The sequence below is a fragment of the Streptomyces swartbergensis genome, from assembly GCF_002148965.1.
Lineage (GTDB): Bacteria > Actinomycetota > Actinomycetes > Streptomycetales > Streptomycetaceae > Streptomyces > Streptomyces swartbergensis.
This window is the reverse complement of sequence record NZ_NGFN01000121.1, coordinates 1-22,164: the sequence shown is the minus strand read 5'-3', so window position 1 is coordinate 22,164 and position 22,164 is coordinate 1. Positions and strand designations below refer to the sequence as shown.

22 protein-coding genes are annotated in these 22,164 nt (G+C 70.8%); 9 read left to right on the top strand and 13 right to left on the bottom strand.

The genetic code is table 11. The features are described 5' to 3' along the window. Window positions 1-180 precede the first annotated feature (180 nt). The 6 genes from CA983_RS20410 to CA983_RS20385 are packed head-to-tail and all read right to left on the bottom strand — an operon-like array spanning window position 181 to window position 5,558. Window positions 181-1,110, bottom strand: a complete 930-nt coding sequence (locus CA983_RS20410) for a LysR family transcriptional regulator (RefSeq protein WP_086602345.1) — start codon at window positions 1,108-1,110, stop codon at window positions 181-183. Window positions 1,111-1,119: 9 nt separating this feature from the next. After that, complete coding sequence (locus CA983_RS20405) at window positions 1,120-1,827, bottom strand: ABC transporter (protein ID WP_244207022.1); 708 nt, start codon at window positions 1,825-1,827, stop codon at window positions 1,120-1,122. After that, window positions 1,815-3,329, bottom strand: a complete 1,515-nt coding sequence (locus tag CA983_RS20400) for an ABC transporter permease (RefSeq protein ID WP_086602344.1) — start codon at window positions 3,327-3,329, stop codon at window positions 1,815-1,817. The genes CA983_RS20405 and CA983_RS20400 overlap by 13 nt, the downstream gene beginning before the upstream one ends. Continuing rightward, on the bottom strand, window positions 3,326-4,186 hold the full coding sequence (locus tag CA983_RS20395) for an ABC transporter ATP-binding protein (protein WP_086602343.1): 861 nt from the start codon (window positions 4,184-4,186) through the stop codon (window positions 3,326-3,328). Before CA983_RS20395 ends, CA983_RS20400 begins: the two co-directional genes overlap by 4 nt. Then, window positions 4,183-5,019 (bottom strand): cupin domain-containing protein, encoded by an 837-nt coding sequence (locus CA983_RS20390; RefSeq protein WP_086602342.1) that lies wholly within the window; start codon window positions 5,017-5,019, stop codon window positions 4,183-4,185. Before CA983_RS20390 ends, CA983_RS20395 begins: the two co-directional genes overlap by 4 nt. Next, window positions 5,016-5,558 carry an RNA polymerase sigma factor gene (locus tag CA983_RS20385; RefSeq protein WP_086602341.1) on the bottom strand — a complete coding sequence of 181 codons (543 nt, stop codon included), beginning with the start codon at window positions 5,556-5,558 and terminating at the stop codon, window positions 5,016-5,018. The genes CA983_RS20390 and CA983_RS20385 overlap by 4 nt, the downstream gene beginning before the upstream one ends. 153 nt (window positions 5,559-5,711) lie before the next feature. Between CA983_RS20385 and CA983_RS20380 the strand changes: the two genes are divergently transcribed. The 7 genes from CA983_RS20380 (at window position 5,712) to pstB (ending at window position 14,018) form a co-directional block, all read left to right on the top strand. Continuing rightward, window positions 5,712-8,078: an RNA degradosome polyphosphate kinase gene (locus CA983_RS20380; protein ID WP_086602340.1), complete on the top strand. Its 2,367-nt coding sequence runs from the start codon at window positions 5,712-5,714 to the stop codon at window positions 8,076-8,078. Continuing rightward, complete coding sequence (locus tag CA983_RS20375; protein ID WP_086602339.1) at window positions 8,059-9,195, top strand: CHAD domain-containing protein; 1,137 nt, start codon at window positions 8,059-8,061, stop codon at window positions 9,193-9,195. Before CA983_RS20380 ends, CA983_RS20375 begins: the two co-directional genes overlap by 20 nt. Next, on the top strand, window positions 9,192-9,641 hold the full coding sequence (locus tag CA983_RS20370) for an NUDIX hydrolase (RefSeq protein WP_086602338.1): 450 nt from the start codon (window positions 9,192-9,194) through the stop codon (window positions 9,639-9,641). The genes CA983_RS20375 and CA983_RS20370 overlap by 4 nt, the downstream gene beginning before the upstream one ends. Before the next feature lie 239 nt (window positions 9,642-9,880). Next, entirely contained in the window at window positions 9,881-11,005 is a 1,125-nt protein-coding gene (pstS, locus tag CA983_RS20365) for a phosphate ABC transporter substrate-binding protein PstS (RefSeq protein WP_086602337.1), read from the top strand. Window positions 11,006-11,138: 133 nt separating this feature from the next. Beyond that, the gene (pstC, locus tag CA983_RS20360) at window positions 11,139-12,140 is read left to right on the top strand and encodes a phosphate ABC transporter permease subunit PstC (protein ID WP_086602336.1); all 1,002 of its coding nucleotides are present in this window, start codon (window positions 11,139-11,141) and stop codon (window positions 12,138-12,140) included. Further along, window positions 12,137-13,198, top strand: coding sequence for a phosphate ABC transporter permease PstA (gene pstA / locus CA983_RS20355; RefSeq protein ID WP_086602335.1), 1,062 nt, complete (start codon window positions 12,137-12,139; stop codon window positions 13,196-13,198). Before pstC ends, pstA begins: the two co-directional genes overlap by 4 nt. A 43-nt stretch (window positions 13,199-13,241) precedes the next feature. Further along, window positions 13,242-14,018, top strand: a complete 777-nt coding sequence (pstB, locus tag CA983_RS20350; protein WP_086602334.1) for a phosphate ABC transporter ATP-binding protein PstB — start codon at window positions 13,242-13,244, stop codon at window positions 14,016-14,018. Window positions 14,019-14,141: 123 nt separating this feature from the next. Here pstB and CA983_RS20345 read toward each other — a convergent pair whose 3' ends face one another. Further along, the gene (locus CA983_RS20345) at window positions 14,142-15,140 is read right to left on the bottom strand and encodes an inorganic phosphate transporter (RefSeq protein WP_086602333.1); all 999 of its coding nucleotides are present in this window, start codon (window positions 15,138-15,140) and stop codon (window positions 14,142-14,144) included. Window positions 15,141-15,147: 7 nt separating this feature from the next. Continuing rightward, on the bottom strand, window positions 15,148-15,768 hold the full coding sequence (locus CA983_RS20340) for a DUF47 domain-containing protein (protein ID WP_059418711.1): 621 nt from the start codon (window positions 15,766-15,768) through the stop codon (window positions 15,148-15,150). Window positions 15,769-15,971: 203 nt separating this feature from the next. Here CA983_RS20340 and CA983_RS20335 point away from each other — a divergent pair, with 203 nt between their 5' ends. Beyond that, window positions 15,972-16,340, top strand: coding sequence for a metal-sensitive transcriptional regulator (locus CA983_RS20335; RefSeq protein WP_086602332.1), 369 nt, complete (start codon window positions 15,972-15,974; stop codon window positions 16,338-16,340). A gap of 16 nt (window positions 16,341-16,356) precedes the next feature. Here CA983_RS20335 and CA983_RS46765 read toward each other — a convergent pair whose 3' ends face one another. Together CA983_RS46765 and CA983_RS20330 are read right to left on the bottom strand one after the other, a co-directional pair. Then, on the bottom strand, window positions 16,357-16,518 hold the full coding sequence (locus tag CA983_RS46765) for a hypothetical protein (protein ID WP_167407419.1): 162 nt from the start codon (window positions 16,516-16,518) through the stop codon (window positions 16,357-16,359). A 91-nt stretch (window positions 16,519-16,609) separates the two neighbouring features. Continuing rightward, window positions 16,610-17,365: an SCO4651 family lipoprotein gene (locus tag CA983_RS20330; RefSeq protein ID WP_086602331.1), complete on the bottom strand. Its 756-nt coding sequence runs from the start codon at window positions 17,363-17,365 to the stop codon at window positions 16,610-16,612. A gap of 394 nt (window positions 17,366-17,759) precedes the next feature. On the opposite strand from CA983_RS20330, the gene CA983_RS20320 reads away from it, so the two are divergent. Then, on the top strand, window positions 17,760-19,307 hold the full coding sequence (locus CA983_RS20320) for an FAD-binding oxidoreductase (RefSeq protein ID WP_086602329.1): 1,548 nt from the start codon (window positions 17,760-17,762) through the stop codon (window positions 19,305-19,307). Between the two features lie 114 nt (window positions 19,308-19,421). Here CA983_RS20320 and CA983_RS20315 read toward each other — a convergent pair whose 3' ends face one another. From CA983_RS20315 to CA983_RS20305, 3 genes are all read right to left on the bottom strand, one after another. Next, entirely contained in the window at window positions 19,422-20,141 is a 720-nt protein-coding gene (locus CA983_RS20315) for a phosphatase PAP2 family protein (RefSeq protein WP_086602328.1), read from the bottom strand. A gap of 245 nt (window positions 20,142-20,386) precedes the next feature. After that, entirely contained in the window at window positions 20,387-21,388 is a 1,002-nt protein-coding gene (locus tag CA983_RS20310) for a bifunctional lytic transglycosylase/C40 family peptidase (protein WP_086602347.1), read from the bottom strand. A 166-nt stretch (window positions 21,389-21,554) separates the two neighbouring features. Further along, a partial coding sequence (locus tag CA983_RS20305) for a trypsin-like serine peptidase (RefSeq protein WP_107500254.1) occupies window positions 21,555-22,164 on the bottom strand: 610 nt, incomplete at its 5' end.

Here is a 22,164-nt window from a genome sequence, read left to right as displayed (position 1 = left end):
CGCTCGCTTCTCTCCCGTGCTGGAGCGAGCCGAGTCAAGGGGCGGCCGAAGGCCGATCGCCGAAGGCGACGCGGAGCGCCCTTTACTCGGGTCGTGGAAGCACGACACTGGCCAAGAAGCGGGCGGCCTCGACAGTTGTGTTCGACGTTCCCGGAGGACACCCACAGGCTCCGACTCCCCTCACTTCGCCCACGACGGTTTCCAGACCTCCCCCTCGGTCAACCGCGGGCGCGTCGCCAGCAGGTGGTCGCGCAGGGCCGCCAGCCCTGGATGCGGATTGTCCGTGCGCCAGAGCAGGGAGTGCGGGTAGACCGGGGTCGGGTCGCGCACGGGGACGAGGCGCAGATCGTGGTCGGCCGGCCAGACCAGTGGGGTTCGTTCGCTGAGGAAGGTCGCCAGGGTCGGGGAGCCCGCGATGGTGTCGAGGAGGGCCTCGATGCCGAAGTTGGGGCCGATCGTGTCGATGGACGGGCCGAAGGTCTCGGCGAGTTCGTCGTAGTAGGCCGACCACTCCGTGCCGGGCGCGTTGCCCGGCATCCAGATCCTCTGCCCGGCCAGTTGGGCGGGTGTCACCGAGGCGGCTCGGAAGAACTCGTGGTCGGGGCCGACGCACAGGCGCAGCGGCTCGTCCAGGACGGGGACGGCCTCGATGCCGTCGGGGAGCCGGTGCCCGGGCATGGTGACGGCACGGAACGTGGCGTCGACGGCCCCGTCCCGTACGGCGGCCACCGCCGCATCCGCGTCGAAGAGCGTGACGACGTCCAGGGCGATCTCCGGGTGCGCCCGGTGGAAGTCCCGTGCCAGTCCGGCCGTGGCCGCCCGGCGCCCCACGACGTCCACCCGCAGCGCGCGTTCCCCGGGGCGCACGGCTGCCACCGCCCGCTCCTCCGCCTGGAGCAGGGCCCGGGCGTGCGGCAGGAGCACCTGCCCGTCGATGGTGAGCTCCGCGCCACGCGGCGTACGCACCAGCAGCCGCACCCCGAGGTCCTTCTCCAGCGCGGCGATCCGCTTGGAGACCGCCTGCTGGGTCAGCGACAGGTCGACGGCGGCCTTCTGGAACTGCCCGGCGTCGGCGATCGCGACGAATGCCCGTACGGCTTTGAGGTCCACGCCGTCACCCTAGGGTTCCTGAACGCGAGCGGATCGACCCGCCCGGCGCAGACCTCGACGACCAGCCGCGCGACGGCCCGGCGCCCCGCGCCAGGACCACCGCCGCAACGGCTCCACCGCACCCAGTGCTCCCACCAGCACCGCCCCGGTCAGCACCACCGCCCACCGGTCGTGCGCCGCCGCCCACCGGTCGTCCTGCACCGGCACGAACAGCGCCCACCGCCCGGGCCAGCCCACCATGACCAGTACCGCCGAGGTCAGCAGGCCCGCCGCGACCCGCGGTCCGGGCCGCGTGACCTCGGTGCAGCGCACCGCGACCGCCGCACCGGCCACCGCCAGGGCGAACGCCGCCCCGGCCTCCAGCGTGATGTCGGCGACCGGCGGCCGTAGGTCCGGCGGCACGAGCAGCAGTGCCGCGGTCCACCATGCCGCCGTGGCCGGGACGACGAGGGCCACCCGCAGTGTGAAGCGGACCGGGCGCGGGGTCGGCACGGTGGCGGTGGTGTGCCGGGCGGGGTCGTCCAGGAGGAACACCAGGCCCAGCGCGAAGGCCAGGACCGCGGCCCGCAGCAGGTGCAGGGAGAGCCGTTCGCCCGTCTCACCGGTGATCCGGGTGAGCGCGGCGAGCAGCAGTCCCGCCCCGCCTGCCGTGCCGACCACGCCCCACGGCAGGGTCCGGCAGGCCGTGAAGATCAACTCCCTGCTCAGTCGAGGCACTTGTCGTCCCCCTGGGGTGCCTTCACGCCCAGCAGCCGCGCCGCCCGGGCCGCCGTCACCTTCGGCTCGGTCAGTTCGGCCCAGTGGGACTTGACGCGCGCGGTGACCTCGCCGCGGGGCCGGTCCAGCAGCTCGCGCAGGACCTCCGTCTGGGCGGCCGTCATGTAGAGCCCGTCCGTCGGCTGGAGGACGAAGGCCGAGCCGGTCACGCTGTCGTCGAGGCGGACGCGGCGCAGGGCCGCCACCGGGTCGGACTCCCAGCCCAGGGCCAGCCACATGACGGTGACGACGCGGCCGTCGCAGATCGAGGTGGATGCCTTCTCGGTCCCGGCGACGAGCACGCCGGCGACGGCCGCCGAGAACTCGGGGACACGGTTTCCGCCCCACCGCGTGCCCACGGTCACCTCGTGCGGACGCTCCAGGGGCATCAGCGCGGCATCGCCGGAGAGCCCGTAACGGGCCTCGATCCGCTGCCGTACGACGACCTTCTGCTCATGGGCGCTGCCGCCGGCCAGGGACCGCACCCGGTCCACGACCCCGGCCCAGTCCGCGACCCGCGGTCCCCACTCGGGGAACGCGCAGTACGTCGACCCGTCCCGCCGGACACAGGACTGCACCTGGTCCGGGTTCACCGTGGCCCGCTCCCGGGCCTTGACCAGCTCGGGCGAGTCGCCGCCCGTCTGGGCGACTCCGCCCACCAGCGTCATGGCCACCGCCCCGGCGACCCCGGCCATCACCAACGGCTTACGGCCACCGGCGACCAGCACCGCCACCAGTCCCGCGCACAGCGCCAGCCCGGCCAGATACAGCGCGTGCCAGGCGGCGGGCCGCCCGATCAGGTCGGACGGCAACGTACTGGCGGTCGGCTCGACGACCACCGGCATCAGCCACCGGACCCAGCCGTCGCTCATGCCGCCCGTGAAGAAGAGGAACAAGAACAGGAAGAACACGACCGTCAGCGGGGCGGCGATCGCCGACCTCACCAGCCCGGCCATGAGCAGTCCGACCAGCCCGGACAGCAGCACGATCAGCGGCCCCACGAGCAGTTCGGCCACCGAACCGTGCCCGATCGCCCCGGGCCTGAGCGCCTCCCGGCCGAACTGCCCGGCCACACACACGGCGGTGAGCAGGGCCGCGGCCACGACCGACAGCGCGTGGGCGACCGTACGCCGCCACGGCGGGAGGACCAGCACCGCGAAGTGATGCTCCGTCCCGTGCCGCCGCGAGCGCAGCGCGGCACGGTTGACGCTCAGCACGACCGCGAGACCGACCAGCATCGGCGCGCTCTGGGTGGCACGGTCGACGTCCTGGAGGGCCGGGTAGCCGTCCCAGGCCTTCCCGCCCTGCCACACGGTCCAGCCGAGGTACACGAGGAAGGCGATGACCACCGGCAGCCTCGTCAGCAGCCGGCGCGTCTCGAACAGGGCAAGGGCCGCCACTGCCGCTCCCGAGGACCCGGGCCGCACATCGGACACGACCGGCCTCTCCACCACCGTCGTCATGCCGCCACCTCCACGGCGTCACCGTCGAGGGCGAGCAGGTAGCCGTCCTCCAGCGTGGGTTCGAGCAGCTCGGCGCCGTCCGGCGGATCCCCGACGTTCCGGAAGGCCCCGGTCCCCGTACGCCATCCCGCCTTGGCGCCCGGATCGCGCTCCGTGCTGCTCCACACCCGCCCGGCGGCCCGCGCCGTCAGCTCGGCCGGAGTGCCCTCGAACCGGACCCGGCCGCCGGCCATGACCAGCACCCGGTGACAGAGCATCGCCACGTCCTCCGTCTGGTGGGTGGACAGCAGCACCGTGCGCCCCTCCCCGGCCCCCGCGATCAGCTCCCGGAACCGCATGCGCTGTTCGGGGTCCAGCCCGACGGTGGGTTCGTCCAGCACCAGGAAGCCGGGGTCGCCGACCAGGGCGGCGCCCAGGGCGACGCGCTGCCGCATGCCGCCGGACAGCTTGCGGATCCGCTTGCCCCGCACGTCGGCGAGCCCCACCTCGTCGAGCACTCGCCGCACCTCGCGGTGCCGGGCGGCCCGGTCGGTCATCTCCTTGAGGATCGCCACGTAGTCGACGAACTCGAAGGCGGTGAAGTCCGGGTGGAAGCCCGGCGTCTGCGGCAGGTAGCCCAGCCGGCGCCGCACCTCCTGCCGCCCCCGCGCGGTGCCCGGGTCGTGCCCGAGCACGGTGAAGGCGCCCCGGTCGGCGGGCAGGGCGGTGGCGAGGACCCGCAGCAGCGTGGTCTTGCCGGCGCCGTTGGGCCCGAGCAGCCCGGTGACGCCGCCGGTCAGCCGCAGCGACACGTCGTCGAGGGCGCGCGTGCCGCCGTAGTGGAGGCTGAGCCCGGAGGCGGACACGGTCGGAGTCATACGGCACGTCCCTGGAAGAGGTCGAAGCGGTCACGGAAGAGGAAGAGCAGGCCGGCGGCGAGCGCGGCGACCAGCGCCGCCACGCCCTGCCCGGCGACGGTGAACGGCGCGAGCGGCGCCTCGGGCCCGGCCCGCAGCGCCTCGGCCAGCACCAGCAGCCCGACCCACGCCCCACCGACCAGCGACGGCGCGAGCACCGGCCCCAGCCGGGGCGTCAGCGCCAGCCCGGTCGTGGTGAGCGCCAGCGCGGGTAGCAGCCAGGCCAGCGCGCGCAGCCCGTACTCGGGCAGCGCGAGCGTCGCGAGCCCGTTCAGCACCAGCACCACGCCCAGCACGGCCACCGTCCGGATCATCAGCAGCCGGAACCCGTGCATCGGCGCGACGACGGCCATCTCGTACGTCGGATCCAGTGCGGGCCCGTACGACAGCGCCACCCCCGCCAGCGGCAGCAGCGGCGCGAGAGCGAGGAACAGCGTGGGGAACTCCCCGCTGTGCGGGGCATGCCCCGTCCCGACGCTCAGCAGCAGCACGACGACGACGGCCCCGAGCCACGACCGCCGCAGCACCGGCGCCGCCGCCAGCAGCCGCGCGGTGTGCCCGGCCACCCCGACCCGCACCAGCAGCGACTCCAGGACCCCCGCCCGGGGCGCGTCGAGCTCGGCGTCGAGCCGCTCCCACCCCGCGTCGAGCGCGACCGGGTCACTCACCTCGGCGAGCACGCCCCGGCACGCGGCACAGGCGCCCAGGTGCGCGTCGGCGGACCACAGAGCCGGAGCCGCCAGCTCGCCGCGCGCGTAGGCGCGCAGATCCTCTTCAGGCACGTGCCAGCTCATGCCAACGCCTCCCGCAACTGCTTCCGGGCCCGCATCGCCCGCGTCTTGACCGTCCCCGGCGGAATCCCCAGCAGCACGGCGGCCTCCCGGGTCGTCAGGCCGTCGATGACGGTCGCCTGCAACACCGCCCGYAGCTCCGGCGACAGCCGGACCAGCGCCCCGGCGAGGTCCCCGTGCTCCACCCCCGCGAGCACGCGCTCCTCCGCCGACACCTCGTCCCGGTGCCTGAGCCGCGCCAGCGCCTGCCGCAGCCGCCCGCGCGCCCCGTCACCGCGCAGCGCGTCCACCAGCCGCCGCGACCCGATGCGCCACAGCCATCCGGCCACATCGCCCTCCTCCCGGTAGCGGGCCTTGCCCCGCCACACCGCGAGGAACGTCTCCTGTACGACGTCGTCGACGACTCCCAGGTCGGCGCACCGGCCCCGCAGCCGGGCGCGCAGCCACGGCGCGTACCGCCGGTACAGCTCCTCGAAGGCACGCCGGTCGGCGTCCGCGGCGACGGCCCGCAGCAGCTCCCCGTCGCTTCTCGTTTCGCTCACGTCTCCTCATCGGACGACCCCGTGCGATCGGTTCACGAAAGCACGCCCGGCTTCCCGGCCGGCACCGAAGGCACCCCCGCGAGCCGCCCTGCGCTATCCCACACGTCATGTCTCCGTAACCATCGATTCAGACGGGCTTGCGAGGCTCGGCCAATGACTCCCGCCGTGCCAGAGCCTTCACCGCCCCACGAGGGGCCTGGGGGGAACGGGAACACTCATGTGACGCCCCCGCTCCCGCCCGCGCTGTCCGACGCGCCCGTGATGCTCGCGGCGCGGAAGAATGGGTCCATGAGCCAGCCGAACACCCAGGCGCAGGTCCAGCACGCGCAGCCCTCCGTGGGCTCCATAGCAGCCCACCGCCCGCACACCATCGCGGCGGCCGTCTCCGACCTCGAACCCGACATCGACGCCGACCTCGACGCGTACGAGGAGTCGCCGTACGACGGGCCCCAGCTGCCGCAGGGCCGTTTCCTCGACCGGGAGCGCAGCTGGCTCGCGTTCAACGAGCGCGTTCTCGAACTCGCCGAGGACCCGAACACGCCCCTGCTGGAGCGGGCCAACTTCCTCGCGATCTTCGCCAGCAACCTGGACGAGTTCTTCATGGTCCGGGTCGCCGGCCTGAAGCGCCGTATCGCCACCGGCGTGGCCACCCGCTCCGCCTCCGGCCTCCAGCCGCGCGAGGTGCTGGAGATGATCTGGGCCCGCTCCCGCGAGCTCATGGCCCGGCACGCCGCCTGCTACCACGAGGACGTCGCCCCCGCGCTCGCGGAGGAGGGCATCCACCTGGTCCGCTGGAGCGAGCTGCAGGAGAAGGAGCAGGCCCGCCTGTTCACCCTGTTCCGGCACCAGATCTTCCCCGTGCTGACCCCGCTGGCGGTGGACCCGGCGCACCCCTTCCCGTACATCTCCGGCCTGTCCCTGAACCTGGCCGTCGTCGTACGCAACCCGGTCACCGGCCACAAGCACTTCGCCCGCGTCAAGGTGCCGCCGCTGCTGTCCCGCTTCCTGGAGAGCTCCCCGGGCCGCTACGTCCCCATCGAGGACGTCATCGCCGCGCACCTGGAGGAGCTGTTCCCGGGCATGGAGGTGCTGGAGCACCACGCCTTCCGCCTCACCCGCAACGAGGACCTGGAGGTCGAGGAGGACGACGCCGAGAACCTGCTCCAGGCCCTGGAGAAGGAGCTCATGCGGCGCCGCTTCGGGCCGCCGGTGCGCCTGGAGGTCGAGGAGTCCATCGACCGGGAGGTCCTAGACCTGCTGGTGCGCGAGCTGAAGATCAGCGAGGCCGAGGTGTACCCGCTGCCGGGCCCGCTGGACCTGACGGGTCTGTTCCGGATCGCCTCCCTGGACCGGCCGGAGCTGAAGTACCGCAAGTTCGTCGCCGGCACCCACCGCGATCTCGCCGAGGTCGAGTCGGCGTCCGCGCCGGACATCTTCGCCGCGCTGCGCGAGCGGGACGTCCTGCTGCACCACCCGTACGACTCGTTCTCCACCTCCGTCCAGGCCTTCCTGGAGCAGGCGGCCGGCGACCCGGACGTCCTCGCGATCAAGCAGACCCTGTACCGCACCTCGGGCGACTCCCCCATAGTCGACGCCCTCATCGAGGCCGCCGAGACCGGCAAGCAGGTCCTGGTCCTGGTCGAGATCAAGGCCCGCTTCGACGAGCACGCCAACATCAAGTGGGCGCGCAAGCTGGAGGAGGCCGGCTGCCACGTGGTCTACGGCCTGGTCGGCCTGAAGACCCACTGCAAGCTGTCGCTGGTGGTCCGCCAGGAGGGCGAGACGCTGCGCCGCTACAGCCACGTCGGCACCGGCAATTACCACCCGAAGACGGCCCGCCTCTACGAGGACCTCGGCCTGCTCACGGCCGACCCGCAGGTCGGCGCGGACCTCTCGGACCTGTTCAACCGCCTCTCCGGCTACTCCCGCCGCGAGACCTACCGCCGCCTCCTGGTGGCCCCCAAGTCGCTGCGCGACGGCCTGGTCTCCCGGATCACCAAGGAGATCCAGCACCACCGCGCCGGACGGCCCGCGTACGTCCGCATCAAGGTCAACTCGATGGTCGACGAGGCCATCATCGACGCCTGCTACCGCGCGTCCCAGGCGGGCGTACCGGTGGACGTGTGGGTGCGCGGCATCTGCGCGCTGCGCCCGGGCGTGACGGGCCTGTCGGAGAACATCCGGGTCCGCTCCATCCTCGGCCGCTTCCTCGAACACTCGCGCGTGTTCGCCTTCGGCAACGGCGGCGAGCCCGAGATCTGGTTCGGCAGCGCCGACATGATGCACCGCAACCTCGACCGCCGGATAGAGGCCCTGGTCCGGGTCACCGACCCGGCCCACCGGGCGGCCCTGAACCGGCTGCTGGAGACCGGCATGTCCGACGGCACCGCCTCCTGGCGCCTCGGCCCGGACGGCGAGTGGACCCGGCATGCGACCGACGCGGACGGCCAGCCCCTGCGCAACGTCCAGGAGATGCTCATAGACGCCCGGAGGCGCCGGCGTGGCACAGCGACACCTTGACCCGACGGGCCCGATGGCCGGCCCTGCCCCCACCGGGGACGCCCTCGCGGGCTACCTGAGGGCCCAGGCCACGGAGTTCCTCCGCGCGCTGCGCCTGCACCGGGAGACGGGGTCGGGCGCGAACGGCTCGGAGGGGTCCGCCGAGGCGGCCCGCGCGCTCCGCCGCTCGGCTCGCCGCATCAGCGCCAGCCTGCACACGTTCCAGCCCGTCCTCGACACGGACTGGTGCGAGGGCATGCGCCCCGAACTGGCCTGGGTCTCGGGCACCCTGGCCATGGAACACGCGTACACGGCGCGTTTGGAGCGCCTGCTGAGCGCCTTGCACCGCTTGTCGGGCTCTACGACGCTGCCTGCCCAGATGGGTGGTGAAGCCGCCCCAGCTGCGGGCAGTCGTGCCGCTGGGGCGGCACCCGTCCCAAGGACAGCGGCTCCTCGTAGCGCCGAGCTGCGCAACCCCCCGACCCCAGCACAAGAACGCGGCAACCTCACAGTCGGCGCAGCAAAAGCAGGCGCTCTACTGGACCGCCAACTGACATTGGCCCGCACCCGAGCCCACTCCGCAGCCCTGCAAGCCTTGGGCTCCAGCCGCTTCCACGCCATCGCGGACAAGGTCGCCGTCCTGGCCAGCGAGGTCCCCCTCACTCGATCCGCGGCCACGACAGACCTCCGTCCTCTCGCCACCGCCGCGAAGGAACGCCTCGCCGACGCCGTGGCCGCTCTCCCTCTCATCACCGCGGGCCACCCGTACAACGCCGCCGCCCTCATCCACGGCCTGTCCCCGGACACGGTCCCGCACCCGCAGGACGCCCCCTGGCACCAGGTCCGCCTGCTCCTGCGCCTGCACCGCTACGCCCGCGAAGCGGTCCGCGGTGAACCCGACGGCACCTCCGTCGTCGACCTGCGCCTGCTCTCCGCCGGCCAGGCCCTGAACCGTCACCGCGACGCCTCGGAGGCGGCGGCAGCGGCGGCCCAGGCGGCCCGTACCCCGCGTATCGCGCCGGCCACGGCGTACGCCCTCGGAGTCCTGCACGCCGACCAGCGGCACGAGGTGGAGGCGGCACGCTTCGCGTTCCAGCAGGCCTGGCAGAAGGAGGCGGAGGCGGTGAGCACCCGGTGAGCTCCGGCTCCCCCGAGGACACCACCGTCCAGGCGGCCGGCTGTGTCCTGTGGCGCCGCTCCCCCCTCACCGGCGGGCTGGAGCTCTGTCTCGTGCACCGGCCGAAATACGACGACTGGTCTTGGCCGAAGGGCAAGCTGAAGCGCGGCGAGGAGCCGCTCGCCGGCGCCCTGCGCGAGGTGGCGGAGGAGACGGGCTGCCGGGCCGAGCCGGGCGCCGAGCTGCCCACCCAGCGCTACCTGGCGAACGGCCGCCCCAAGCAGGTCCGCTACTGGGCGGCCGAGGCCTTGTCCTGCGCGTTTTCCCCGACGGAGGAGGTGGACCGGGTGCTGTGGCTGACACCTGTCGACGCCCGCGCCCGCCTCACCCAGCCCCACGACCGCCCCTTGGTCGACGCGCTGCTCGCCGTGCTGAACCCGCCACAACCGGCCGGAAGACCGGACTGAGCCCCTCCGGTCCGGAAAGCGGAACCCGCACGTGCTCTCCCCGTGAGCATTCCGTGACCTAACCACACCTTAGGCAGGGGTTCACCCCTCGTTCATTTGTGGCCATCGGCGCCTTCACCTGATCTGTCTAATTTCGGCCGTGCCAGATGCGAGCCGCGCCTGCTGTGCGCGGCCTCGTCACGCGTCACACAGACTTCGCACGCCGCCGATCAGGACGGCGGCTCCTGGAAGGAACTCAAGTGAAGCTTCAGCGCATGAACCGGCGGGCCCTCGCTCTCGGTGCTCTCGCCGTCTCCGGCGCCCTGGCCCTCACGGCGTGCGGCTCCGATGACACCGGCGACAACGGCGGCACCTCCTCCGCAAACCCGCCGGCGAGCAACGTCAAGTGCGACGACGCCAAGGGCCAGCTGCTGGCCGACGGCTCGTCCGCGCAGAAGAACGCGATCGACGCCTGGGTCAAGCAGTTCGCCGCTGCCTGCAAGGGCGTGCAGATCAACTACAAGGGTGGCGGCTCCGGCGCCGGCGTCACCGCGTTCACCCAGGGCCGGGTCGCCTTCGCCGGTTCCGACTCCGCGCTGAAGCCCGAAGAGGTCGAGGCGTCGAAGAAGATCTGCAACGGCGGCCAGGGCATCGACCTGCCGATGGTCGGCGGCCCGATCGCGGTCGGCTACAACGTCAACGGCGTGGACAACCTCGTCCTGGACGCCAAGACCCTGGCGAAGATCTTCAACAACGAGATCAAGACCTGGAACGACCCCGCGATCCAGAAGCTGAACCCGGACGCGAAGCTCCCGAACCTCAAGATCCAGGCGTTCCACCGCTCGGACGACTCCGGCACCACGGACAACTTCACCAAGTACCTGATCGCCACCGCCAAGAGCGACTGGCCCTACGAGGGTGGCAAGACCTGGGAGGCCAAGGGCGGCCAGTCCGCCTCCGGCTCCTCCGGTCTCGCCCAGCAGGTGAAGCAGACCAACGGCGCCATCGGCTACTTCGAGCTGTCGTACGCCAAGGACGGCATCAAGACCGTCGACCTCGACACGGGTGCCGCCCAGCCGGTCAAGGCCACCGTGGAGAACGCCACCAAGGCCATCTCCGAGGCCAAGGTCGTCGGCACGGGCAAGGACCTCGCCCTGGAGCTGAACTACGGCACCAAGGCCGAGGGCGCCTACCCGATGGTCCTCGTCACGTACGAGATCGTCTGCGACAAGGGCAACAAGGCCGACACGCTGCCCGCCACCAAGGCGTTCCTGCGCTACATCGCCTCCGAGGACGGTCAGAAGGTCCTCGCCGAGAACGACTACGCGCCGATCCCCGACGACATCATCTCCCAGGTCCGTACCACCATCGAGGGCCTGAGCTGACCCGAGTGCGGCCCGGTCCCCTCCGCGGGACCGGGCCGCACCGTCCGGTGCACCGCCGCCAGTGGCCGTACCCCGAGTACGGCTCCGCAGAGCCGCCGCACAGTGCGCACGGCTCCGCAGACCGGAGAACCTGATGGACACATCCACGCAGATAACCGACGCACCTCCCCCCGCCCAGCCGCCCGCCGTCGACAAGCGCGCCGCGCGCGGGGCCACCCGGCCCGGAGACCGGATCTTCCTCGGTCTCTCCCGCGGCTCCGGCATCCTGCTGCTGGTGATCATGGCCGCGATCGCGGCCTTCCTGACCTACCGCGCCTCGCTCGCCATCAGCAAGGACGAGGGCAACTTCCTCACCACCTTCGAGTGGAACACCAACGCCGTCCCGCCGGTCTTCGGCATCGCCGTCCTGGCCTTCGGCACGGTGGTCTCCTCGATCATCGCCATGGTCATCGCGGTCCCGATCGCCGTCGCCATCGCGCTGTTCCTCACGCACTACGCCCCCCGCAGGCTGAGTGGTCCGATCGCCTACGTGATCGACCTGCTCGCCGCCGTGCCGTCCATCGTGTACGGCCTGTGGGGCGCCCTCATCCTCGTGCCGCACATGAACGGCCTCTTCGGCTGGCTGAACGACTACCTCGGCTGGACCGGCGTCTTCTCGTGGGAGGGCGGCGCCCCCCGCTCGATGCTGACCGTCGGCATCCTGCTCGCGATCATGATCCTGCCGATCATCACCAACGTGAGCCGCGAGGTCTTCCGCCAGGTCCCGCAGATGCACGAGGAGGCGGCCCTGGCGCTCGGCGCCACCCGCTGGGAAGTGATCCGCATGGCGGTCCTGCCCTTCGGCCGCTCCGGCGTGATCTCCGCCTCGATGCTCGGCCTCGGCCGCGCCCTCGGCGAGACGATGGCCGTCGCCACCGTGCTCTCCCCGACCTTCGACATCCAGGCCAGCCTGCTCGACCCGGGCGGCGGCACGTTCGCGCAGAACATCGCCAGCAAGTTCGGTGAGGCGTCCGTGTTCGGCCAGGACGCGCTGATCGCCTCCGGTCTGGTTCTGTTCGTCATCACCCTGCTGGTCAACGGCGCGGCCCGCGCGATCATCGCCCGCCGCAAGGAGTACTCGGGGGCCAACGCATGAGCACCGCAACCGTCACCCCCAAGGGCCCCAGCACCCTGCGCGGCGCCCGCCTGCCCAAGTGGTCTCCGTACGCCATCGCCGCCGGCTCGATCGCCGTCGCGATCGGCATCGGCGTCGTCGGCGGCCTGCACAGCCGCGTCCAGTGGGGCCTGATCGCCGCGATCCTCTACGTCGTCGCCTCGTACGCCATCGCCACGATGGTCGAGGGCAAGCGCCAGGCCAAGGACCGCATGGTGACCTCCCTCGTCTGGGTCGCCTTCCTGCTCGCCGTCATCCCGCTGGCCTCGCTGGTCTGGTCGACGGTCGCGCGCGGCGTGAAGGTCCTCGACCTGTACTTCCTGACGCACTCCATGGGCGTCGTCGCCGACACCGAGCCCGGCGGCGGCATCTACCACGCCATCCTCGGCACCCTGGAGCAGGTCGGTCTCGCCACGGTGATCGCCGCGCCGATCGGCGTGCTCACCGCGATCTACCTCGTGGAGTACGGCCGGGGGAACCTCTCCAAGGCCATCACGTTCTTCGTCGACGTCATGACCGGCATCCCGTCGATCGTCGCGGGTCTGTTCATCCTCAGCCTCATGCTGATCTTCGAGATGCAGCCCTTCGGCTTCGCCGGCTCGCTGGCCCTGGCGATCCTGATGATGCCGGTGGTGGTCCGCTCCACGGAGGAGATGCTCAAGCTCGTCCCGAACGAGCTGCGCGAGGCCTCCCTGGCGCTCGGCGTCCCGAAGTGGCGCACCATCCTGAAGGTGGTCCTGCCGACCTCCCTCGGCGGTATCACCACGGGCATCATGCTGTCGATCGCCCGCATCACCGGTGAGACCGCGCCGGTCCTGCTGCTGGTGTGGGGCAACCCCTTGATCAACGCCAACCCCTTCGAGGGGGCGCAGGCCTCGCTGCCGCTGTACATCTACCAGCAGTACGCGAACAGCGCGGGCTCCGGTGCGGCGTACGACCGCGCCTGGGCGGCGTCGCTCACCCTGATCGCCTTCGTGATGCTCCTGAACCTGGTGGCCCGCGGGATCGCCCGCTGGAAGGCCCCGAGCACCGGTCGCTGACGCGGCCATACAGCGACTGACTGAGTCTGGAAGTGAAGCAGTAATGGCCAAGCGAATCGACGTAAGCGGACTGACCGCCTACTACGGCTCCCACAAGGCGATCGAGGACATCTCGATGACCGTCGAGCCGCGCTCGGTGACGGCGTTCATCGGCCCGTCCGGATGCGGCAAGTCCACGTTCCTGCGCACGCTGAACCGTATGCACGAGGTGACGTCCGGCGGCCGGGTCGAGGGCAAGGTGCTCCTCGACGACGAGGACCTCTACGGGTCGGGCATCGACCCGGTGTCCGTGCGCCGCGAGGTCGGCATGGTGTTCCAGCGCCCGAACCCCTTCCCCACGATGTCGATCTTCGACAACGTGGCGGCGGGCCTGCGCCTGAACGGCAACTACAAGAAGAGCGAGCTGAGCGACGTCGTCGAGAAGTCGCTCAAGGGCGCGAACCTCTGGAACGAGGTCAAGGACCGCCTGAACAAGCCCGGCTCCGGCCTCTCCGGCGGCCAGCAGCAGCGTCTGTGCATCGCCCGCGCGATCGCGGTCGAGCCGAACGTCCTGCTGATGGACGAGCCCTGCTCCGCCCTGGACCCGATCTCCACCCTCGCCATCGAGGACCTGATCGGCGAGCTGAAGGAACGCTTCACGATCGTCATCGTGACGCACAACATGCAGCAGGCGGCGCGCGTCTCCGACCGTACGGCCTTCTTCAACCTGTCGGCGGTCGGCCAGCCCGGCAAGCTGATCGAGATCGACGACACGGAGCGCATCTTCTCCAACCCGTCGGTCCAGGCCACGGAGGACTACATCTCCGGCCGCTTCGGCTGAGCCACCCCCGCCGAGACCCCTCGCGGTGCTGCATGGCGGTGCCACCGCGAGGCCGAAAAGGGCCCGCCCCTGCTCCCAGGGGCGGGCCCGTTCGCGTCCTCACTCAGCCGCGCCGAGCAGCACCTACAGGAACGCCAGGTTCACGATCCAGAACGACACCGCGGCCACCAACCCCGCGGCCGGCATCGTGATGAACCACCCCAGGATGATGTTCTTGGCGACACCCCACCGCACGGCGTTCACGCGCTTCGTCGCCCCGACGCCCATGATCGCGGACGTGATCACATGGGTCGTGGAGATCGGCGCCTTGAACAGGAACGCCGTCGTGAACATGATCGACGCCCCCGTCGTCTCCGCAGCGAACCCCTGCGGCGGATCCAGCTCGATGATCTTCCGCCCCAGCGTCCGCATGATCCGCCAGCCACCGGCATACGTCCCCAGCGACAGCATCACCGCACAGGCGATCTTCACCCACACCGGAATCGGATCGCCGTAGTCCTCGACATCCGCGATGACGAGCGCCATCACCACGATGCCCATCGTCTTCTGCGCGTCCTGCAGACCGTGTCCCAGCGCCATGCCGGCCGCCGAGACGGTCTGCGCGATGCGGAACCCGCGCTTGGCCTTGTGCGGGTTCGCCTTCCTGAATATCCACAGGATCGCGGTCATCACCAGATAGCCGGCCAAAATGCCGACCACCGGAGACACGAACATCGGGATGACGACCTTCTCCAGCACCCCGTGCCAGTAGACCGTCGTCCCCCCGGCCAGCGCCGCCCCGACCATGCCGCCGAACAGCGCGTGCGAGGAGGACGACGGCAGCCCGAAGTACCAGGTGATCAGGTTCCAGGTGATCGCCCCGACCAGCGCGGCGAAGAGGATCCCCATCCCCTTCGACCCCACGGGCGTCTGGATCAGCCCCTCGCTGACGGTCTTGGCGACCCCGGAGCCCATGAACGCACCGGCGAGGTTCATCACCGCGGCCATGGCCAGCGCGGCCTTCGGCGTCAGCGCCCGCGTCGACACGGACGTGGCGATCGCGTTCGCCGAGTCGTGGAAACCGTTGGTGTACGTGAAGAAGAGCGCGACCCCGATGGTCACGACCAGAGCAAAGGTGTCCATGAAGAGTTCAGGACTCCTTGACGGCGATGGTCTCCACCGTGTTCGCCACGTGCTCGAACGCGTCCGCCGCTTCCTCCAGCACGTCCACGATCTGCTTGAGCTTGAGCACCTCCATGGCGTCGTACTTGCCGTTGAAGAGGTGCGCGAGCAGCTTGCGGTGGATCTGGTCGGCCTGGTTCTCCAGCCGGTTGACCTCGATCCAGTACTCGGTGAGGTTCTCCATCGTCCGCAGGTGCGGCATCGCCTCGGCCGTCAGTTCGGCCGCGCGCGCCAGCACCTCGATCTGCTGGTCGACGCCCTTGGGCAGTTCCTCGACGTTGTAGAGGACGACCAGGTCGACGGCCTCCTCCATGAAGTCCATGATGTCGTCGAGGGACGAGGCGAGGGAGTAGATGTCCTCGCGGTCGAACGGCGTGATGAACGAGGAGTTCAGCTGGTGGAAGATCGCGTGCGTGGCGTCGTCACCTGCGTGTTCCGCTGCCCGCATACGCTCTGCGATCTCGGCCCGGGCGGAAGCGTCCGCCCCGAGCAGTTCCATGAGGAGTTTCGAGCCCGTGACGATGTTGTCCGCGGATGCGGCGAACATGTCGTAGAAGCTCGTCTCCCTGGGGGTCAGACGAAAGCGCACGTGGGGTCCTCGGCTTGCTTCGGTTTCGGTCAGGCTGATGCTAGGCGCATCATCCGGCCACGGCTATCGGGCCGCCCACCAGTGTCGCCCATCAGGCACAGTGATGAGCACGGGGGCGGTCCAAGGGCCGTATACCCAGCAAAGTTCGATACCATATACCCAGTAGGGGTATCTGTCGGCTCACAGCCCACCAGGAGGACGCGATGACGGACGTGACCGACGTTACGGATGCCGGGGATGTCGCGGATGTCACCGCCGGAGCGGACGTCGTGACCGACCACGACCGGGGCGTGCACGGGTACCACAAGCAGAAGGACGAGCACCTCAAGCGCCTGCGCCGCATCGAGGGCCAGATCCGCGGCCTGCAGCGGATGGTCGACGAGGACGTCTACTGCATCGACATACTCACCCAGGTCTCCGCCTCCACCAAGGCCCTGCAGTCCTTCGCCCTCCAACTGCTGGAGGAGCACCTGCGGCACTGCGTCGCCGACGCCGCCGGCAAGGGCGGTGACGAGATCGACGCGAAGGTGAAGGAGGCGACCCAGGCGATCGCCCGCATGCTGCGGACGTGAGCCGGGCTCAGTCCGCTCAGGCGCCCCGCTCCTCGGCCACCCTCAGCACCTCGTCGATGCTCTCCAGGCTGAGCCGCTCCTCGTGGGCGGCCGAGGCCGCGATGATCAGCTCTCCGCACAGCTCGATCTCGGCGAGGGCCACGTGGTCCTGAACTGCCGTACCGCCGACCGGAGCCACGTGCATCACCTCATCTCTGCCGTTACCGACTTCCTAGAGTAGGGAGCGGCATACACACCGCGCATGGCACGGACGGGCTAGTTCGCGCCGGTCATTCCTCGGCGATCTTGCCCGCGTAGATGTCGTCGCTGTCCGGCAGCCGTACGCGCACCGAGGCCCCGAAATCGTAGAGCAACGTGGTCGAGGCGACGGCCACGGGGCTCTTCTGCTGCCCGCCCACGAAGCTGAACCGGTGCCGGACCTTGCGGATCCGCCCCTCGTCGTCGAGGTAGACGTCGAACGGCACTTCGGCTGTGGCGAACCCTTTCGCCGCCGCTTTCAGGGACTCCTTGTTGCCCTCGGAGGCCTTCTTCGCGGCAGCGCCGAGATCCGCCGTCCCCCGGTAGTGCCGCACGTCGGTGCCCGCGACCTCGGTCCTGCCCACGAACTCGGCCGACCGCGTCCCGCGCAGCACCTCGGCCGCCGCGAACGGATCGGTGGCCCCGCCGGTGACGAGGTTCCCGTCGGACAGCGTCCGGGTGTCCACTCTCACCCACTTGTCCGGGGGCACACCGGCGCCCCGGTTCTTCATGAAGAGCGCTCCCGGCGCGAGCAGTTCGGTGATGGGCCGGCGCTCGGCGGCCCCCGCGGGATCCTGCGGCAGCAGCACCTTCAGCTGCCCCATCCGCTTCCGGTAGTCGTAGACCCCCGCGCCCCGGATGGTCACCCGGGTCCCGCCGGCGGCCATCTCCATCGACGTACGGGYCTTCGAACTCCCCGCCTCCACCAGCCGGTCCGCGGCCCGGTGCAGCACGACGACCGCCGCACCCGTCCGCCCGCGCCGTCGTTCCCGCTGCCGCCCAGTCATCGCCTGCCTACCCCCAGCCGGTACGTCCGTCACGGGCCCCCTTGTTGTTCCGGTTAACGACCGGTATGTGCCCCCGTCACGCGGGCCCGCGGGAACCGGCATACGAAGCCTTTACCCGCGCTGGGTAACGTGGCCGTCGTGGCGCAGCAGGACGGGCTGGAAGCTCCCCCCAACGTCCCCGAACACCGCACGACGACAAAGGAGAAGGGCCGCTTCTGCATGGCCCACTGCATCTGCGGCTGGCGCGGCCCGGCCAGAAGAGCGAGAAGCCAGGCGCGCACGGACGCGGAAAGGCACGTGGCCGACTGACGCAGTCGTGCTGCGGCGACGGGGTCCCCATGGAACCCTCACCCCCACCATCCCGTCTCCCACGACGGAACCACCGGGAGGCCTCATGGAACGGCGCACATTCCTCGCAGTCGGCACGGCGGGCATCGCCGCGGCCGCGACCCCCCTCACCGCCGCCTGCACGAAATCGGACACCCGCTCCAGGGCCACGACCACCACCCACGCCACCACCACGAGAACCGCCGACGCCGCCAACTGGTCCGCCCTCGCCCGCGACCTCGACGGCCCCCTCATCCGCCCAGGCGACACCGCCTGGCCGACGGCCCGGCAGCTCTACAACACCCGGTTCGACACCCTCAAGCCCGCCGCGGTCGCGTACGTGTCCCACCAGGACGACATCCGCACCGCCCTGGCCTACGCCCGCGCCCACGCCCTGCGCGTGGCGATCCGCAACGGCGGCCACTCCTATGCCGGCTGGTCCTCCGGCGACGGCCGCCTGATCATCGACGTCTCGAAACTCAACCGCGTCCGCTCCTCCGGCAACACCGCGGTGATCGGCGCCGGCGCCAAACTCATCGACGTCTACCGCGCGCTGGCCGCGAAGGGAGTGACGATCCCCGCCGGCTCCTGCCCCACCGTCGGCGTCTCCGGCCTCACCCTCGGCGGCGGACACGGCGTGGTCTCCCGCGCCTACGGCCTGACCTGCGACAGCCTCACCCAGGCCACCCTGATCACCGCGGACGGCAAGCAGCTCACCGCGAACGCCCGCGAGCACAAGGACCTCTTCTGGGCCCTGCGCGGCGCCGGCAACGGCAACTTCGGCGTGGTGACGGAACTGCACTTCAAGACCCACCCGGCCCCGCAGGGCGTCTCGGCCTACCTGTCCTGGCCCTGGTCGAAGGCGGCCGCGGTGGTGAAGGCCTGGCAGGAGTGGGGACCGTCGCAACCGGACGAGATCTGGTCGTCCCTCCACCTGGCGAGCGCCGCCGGCGGCAAGCCGACCGTCTCCGTCGCGGCCTTCTCCCTCGGCACCTACGGCGAACTCCAGAACGCGGTCGACCGCCTCGCCGACCGCGTCGGCGCCCCGGCGAGCAGCGTCTCCCTGCGGCGCCGCTCGTACGAGGAGTCGATGGAGGTCTACGCCGGCTGCTCCTCGTTCCCGACGGACGCCCAATGCCATCTGCCGGGCTCGACCCCGGGCCGTTCCCCGAAGGGCGCGCTGGGCCGCGAGACGTACGCCGCGGCGTCGGACTTCTTCGACCGCTCCCTGTCCGCGGCCGGTATCCGCACGCTGCTGTCCCAGATCGGGTCGGTACGCGGCGGCACGGGCAGCATCGCGCTCACCGCCCTGGGCGGAGCGGTGAACCGTGTCTCCCCGACCTCCACGGCCTTCGTCCACCGCCGTTCCCGCATGCTGGCCCAGTACATCGCCTCCTGGCGCCCGGGCACGACGGGCTCCACGGCCCGCGACTGGCTGGCCTCCGCCCACAAGTCCATGCGCCCGTACGCCTCAGGAGCGGCCTACCAGAACTACACGGACCCGACCCTGACCAACTGGCGCAAGGCGTACTACGGCGACGCGGCAACCCGCCTGACGAACCTGAAGAAGCAGTACGACCCCACGCGCTTCTTCACGTATCCCCAGGCGCTCTAGGACTCGCCCAGCTGAGCTGCGGGCAGTCGTGCCGCTTGGGGCGACACCTGTCCCAAGCGGCACCCCGCTCCGCCGGGCTGCGCAACGCCCCGCCCTCAGCACCAACGCCGAGAACTAAGCAGCAAGGTCTCGCTCAGATGTCCCGGCCCCGGCCCGCTCACTCCGAGCCCCAGAAACCATCGCATCCGCCCCATCACCGGCGACCCCGCGCCCGCGAGCCCGCACAAGCCACCCCACCCGAGGCGACCGCTCAACAGCCCGAGTGACCGGCGTCAGCAACGCCATCGCCAGCGGCGACAACAGCAACGCCACAGCCGTCCCCAGCGCGAACCCGCCCACGACATCCGTCGGGTAATGCACACCCATGTAGACACGAATGAACCCGCCGAACACGGCCAGCACCAACGCGACCAGCCCGAACTTCCGGTTCGCGACGAACAGCCCGACCGCCATCGCCATGACGATCGTCGCGTGGTCGCTCACGAACGAGTAGTCGGTCTTGCCGCTGACGAGCACCTCCAGCCCCTGGTGGTCCAGGAACGGCCGGGGCCGCTCCACGAAACCCCGTATCGGCACGTTGACCAGCACGGCGATCCCCGCCGCGAGCGGCGCCCAGACCAGCGCCGCGACGGAGGACGCCGCGTCCTCCTCACCCCGGCGCCGCACGGACCACCAGCACCAGAGCACGAGCAGGACGATGGCGAGCAACAACCCGTACTCGCCGACGAACTCCATGACCCGGTCGAACCACGGCGGCGCGTCCTTGGCCAGGCCATTGATGTCATAGAGCAGGTCGACGTCGGGGTTCGACCCGGATTCGGCGAGTCCAGCCATGATGCTGCGGCCCCTTCGTCGTCTCTCCCGGCGCACCTGTGTGTGCGCCGCTCCTGCCACCCCCGTGGTTGTAGATCCGCTTCCGCTGCACGCGTGCGTGACACGTGCCGACTCACGTCTGCTCGGCTACGTCACCAGGAACGCATGGTCCCCGCTGATACGTTCCACACTCCACCGAATGATCACGCAGACGTTATCGAAGAGAGACACGTCTTCGCAGCTCAGGGGGTGGGTTCACGCTCGGCTCACACCGGCGTGGGCAGTGCTTTCGCGCCATCTTCGGTCACCCGGGTGGCCCCGAAGTAGTCGGGGGTGTCGATCGGGTCGAACCGGATCACCGCACCCGTTCGCGGCGCGTCGATCATGTACCCACCTCCGACATAAATGCCGACATGCCGGATGGCACGCGAATTGGTGAGGTCGTCCGAGAAGAACACGAGGTCGCCCGGGAGCAGTTCGTCCCGCGCGGGGTGCGGCCCGGCGTTGTACTGGTCGTTGGCGACGCGCGGCAGCTTGATGCCCACGGTCTCGTAGGCGGCCTGGGTCAGTCCCGAGCAGTCGAAGCGTCCGCCCTGCTCAGCGGTGCCGGTGCCGCCCCACAGGTAGGGCGTGCCGAGTTTCGTCTGCGCGTACTCGATGGCGCCGGCGGCCTGCTCGGAGGGGTCGACCCGCCCGACGGGTGCCGCGAAGCTCTCGGAGAGCGTCGTGATCCTCTTCACGTAGTTCCGGGTCTCGGTGTACGGCGGCACACCCCCGTACTTGATCACCGCGTACGCCCCCGCGTTGTACGCGGCCAGCATGTTCTCGGTCGGATTCCCGCCAACCTTCTTCACGTACGAGGCGAGTTCGCAGTCGTACGACGCGGCAGAGGGAATCGCGTCTTTCGGGTCCCATACGTCCCGGTCCCCGTCCCCGTCGCCGTCGATGCCGTGCGTGGCCCACGTACCGGGAATGAACTGCGCTATCCCCTGGGCGGCGGCGTGGCTCTGGGCTCTCGGGTTGAAGCCGCTCTCCTGGTAGAGCTGGGCGGCGAGCAGGGCCGGGCTGATGGCGGGGCAGAGGTTGCCCCACTTCTGCACGAGGTCGGAGTACGCGGCGGGCACTGCCCCCTTGGCCAGTGCTTTCGCCCCACCGCCGATCCCGTTGGCCAGGTTCCCGGCGACGATGTAGACCCCGACGACGAGCAGCATCACGAAGGCCAGGGCGGAGCTGATCGCAACAGTCGCCACGATCCATGCCTTACGCACCGTCAACCGCCCCTCGCCGGCCAGGAGTCCGTCGCCTGGTCAGTGTAGAGGCGCCCGCCGTGCGCCGGAATGATCACGGGAAGGAGAGTCGGGGCGGAAAGGGGAAAACCCGAGAGCACGGGGCGGCACGGGTCGGCACGCCGGGGGCAACCGGCGCACGGCCCCGTCACGGGTCGGCCGCCGCCTCCCGGTACAGCCGCCCCACCTCCGCACCGAGCACCACGCTGTAGGACACATCGGGGGTCGTCCCGCCATCTTCATGACCGCCGAGGATCCCCACGACCTGCCCGTCCCCGTTCACCCAGGGACTTCCGCTGGTGCCGCCGGTGAATCCCGGGCATTCGATGCGCTGCTGGGTGGGACTGTGCGCGGTCGGCTTGTTGGTACAGCTGATGGGCGTCTCCCGGGAGTCGGGATATCCGGTGAGGGTCACCGCCGTCGCCCCCGTCGCCGTACCGGTGGCGAGCCGGTACCCACCTACGACGTTCTCGACCCCTTTCCCTCCCCGCGGCACGACCACGGCGAACGCCACGTCACTGTCCTCCCGCCGCCCCTCGACCCACCCACGGGGCATGAACCGCCGCTTCACCTTCCACACCCCGTAGGGCGCACGGCCGTCCCGATACCCGGGCACGAACACGAGCCCCCCGCGCCCGTCCAGGCAGTGCGCCGCGGTGACGAGCAGATTCCGGTACGGAGCACGCACAACGGATGCGGTACAGAAGTGCCCACCGTCCGGCCGGGTCGCCCGATCCGCGGGGACAAGCACCCCGACC

Bases quoted from the DNA above. Each gene is read 5' to 3' on its own strand.
- CA983_RS20400 (WP_086602344.1), bottom strand. From the start codon at position 3,329: ATGACGACGGTGGTGGAGAGGCCGGTCGTGTCCGATGTGCGGCCCGGG.
- CA983_RS20395 (WP_086602343.1), bottom strand. From the start codon at position 4,186: ATGACTCCGACCGTGTCCGCCTCCGGGCTCAGCCTCCACTACGGCGGC.
- CA983_RS20390 (WP_086602342.1), bottom strand. From the start codon at position 5,019: ATGAGCTGGCACGTGCCTGAAGAGGATCTGCGCGCCTACGCGCGCGGC.
- CA983_RS20380 (WP_086602340.1), top strand. From the start codon at position 5,712: ATGACTCCCGCCGTGCCAGAGCCTTCACCGCCCCACGAGGGGCCTGGG.
- pstC (WP_086602336.1), top strand. From the start codon at position 11,139: ATGGACACATCCACGCAGATAACCGACGCACCTCCCCCCGCCCAGCCG.
- pstA (WP_086602335.1), top strand. From the start codon at position 12,137: ATGAGCACCGCAACCGTCACCCCCAAGGGCCCCAGCACCCTGCGCGGC.
- pstB (WP_086602334.1), top strand. From the start codon at position 13,242: ATGGCCAAGCGAATCGACGTAAGCGGACTGACCGCCTACTACGGCTCC.
- CA983_RS20345 (WP_086602333.1), bottom strand. From the start codon at position 15,140: ATGGACACCTTTGCTCTGGTCGTGACCATCGGGGTCGCGCTCTTCTTC.
- CA983_RS20335 (WP_086602332.1), top strand. From the start codon at position 15,972: ATGACGGACGTGACCGACGTTACGGATGCCGGGGATGTCGCGGATGTC.
- CA983_RS20320 (WP_086602329.1), top strand. From the start codon at position 17,760: ATGGAACGGCGCACATTCCTCGCAGTCGGCACGGCGGGCATCGCCGCG.
- CA983_RS20315 (WP_086602328.1), bottom strand. From the start codon at position 20,141: ATGGCTGGACTCGCCGAATCCGGGTCGAACCCCGACGTCGACCTGCTC.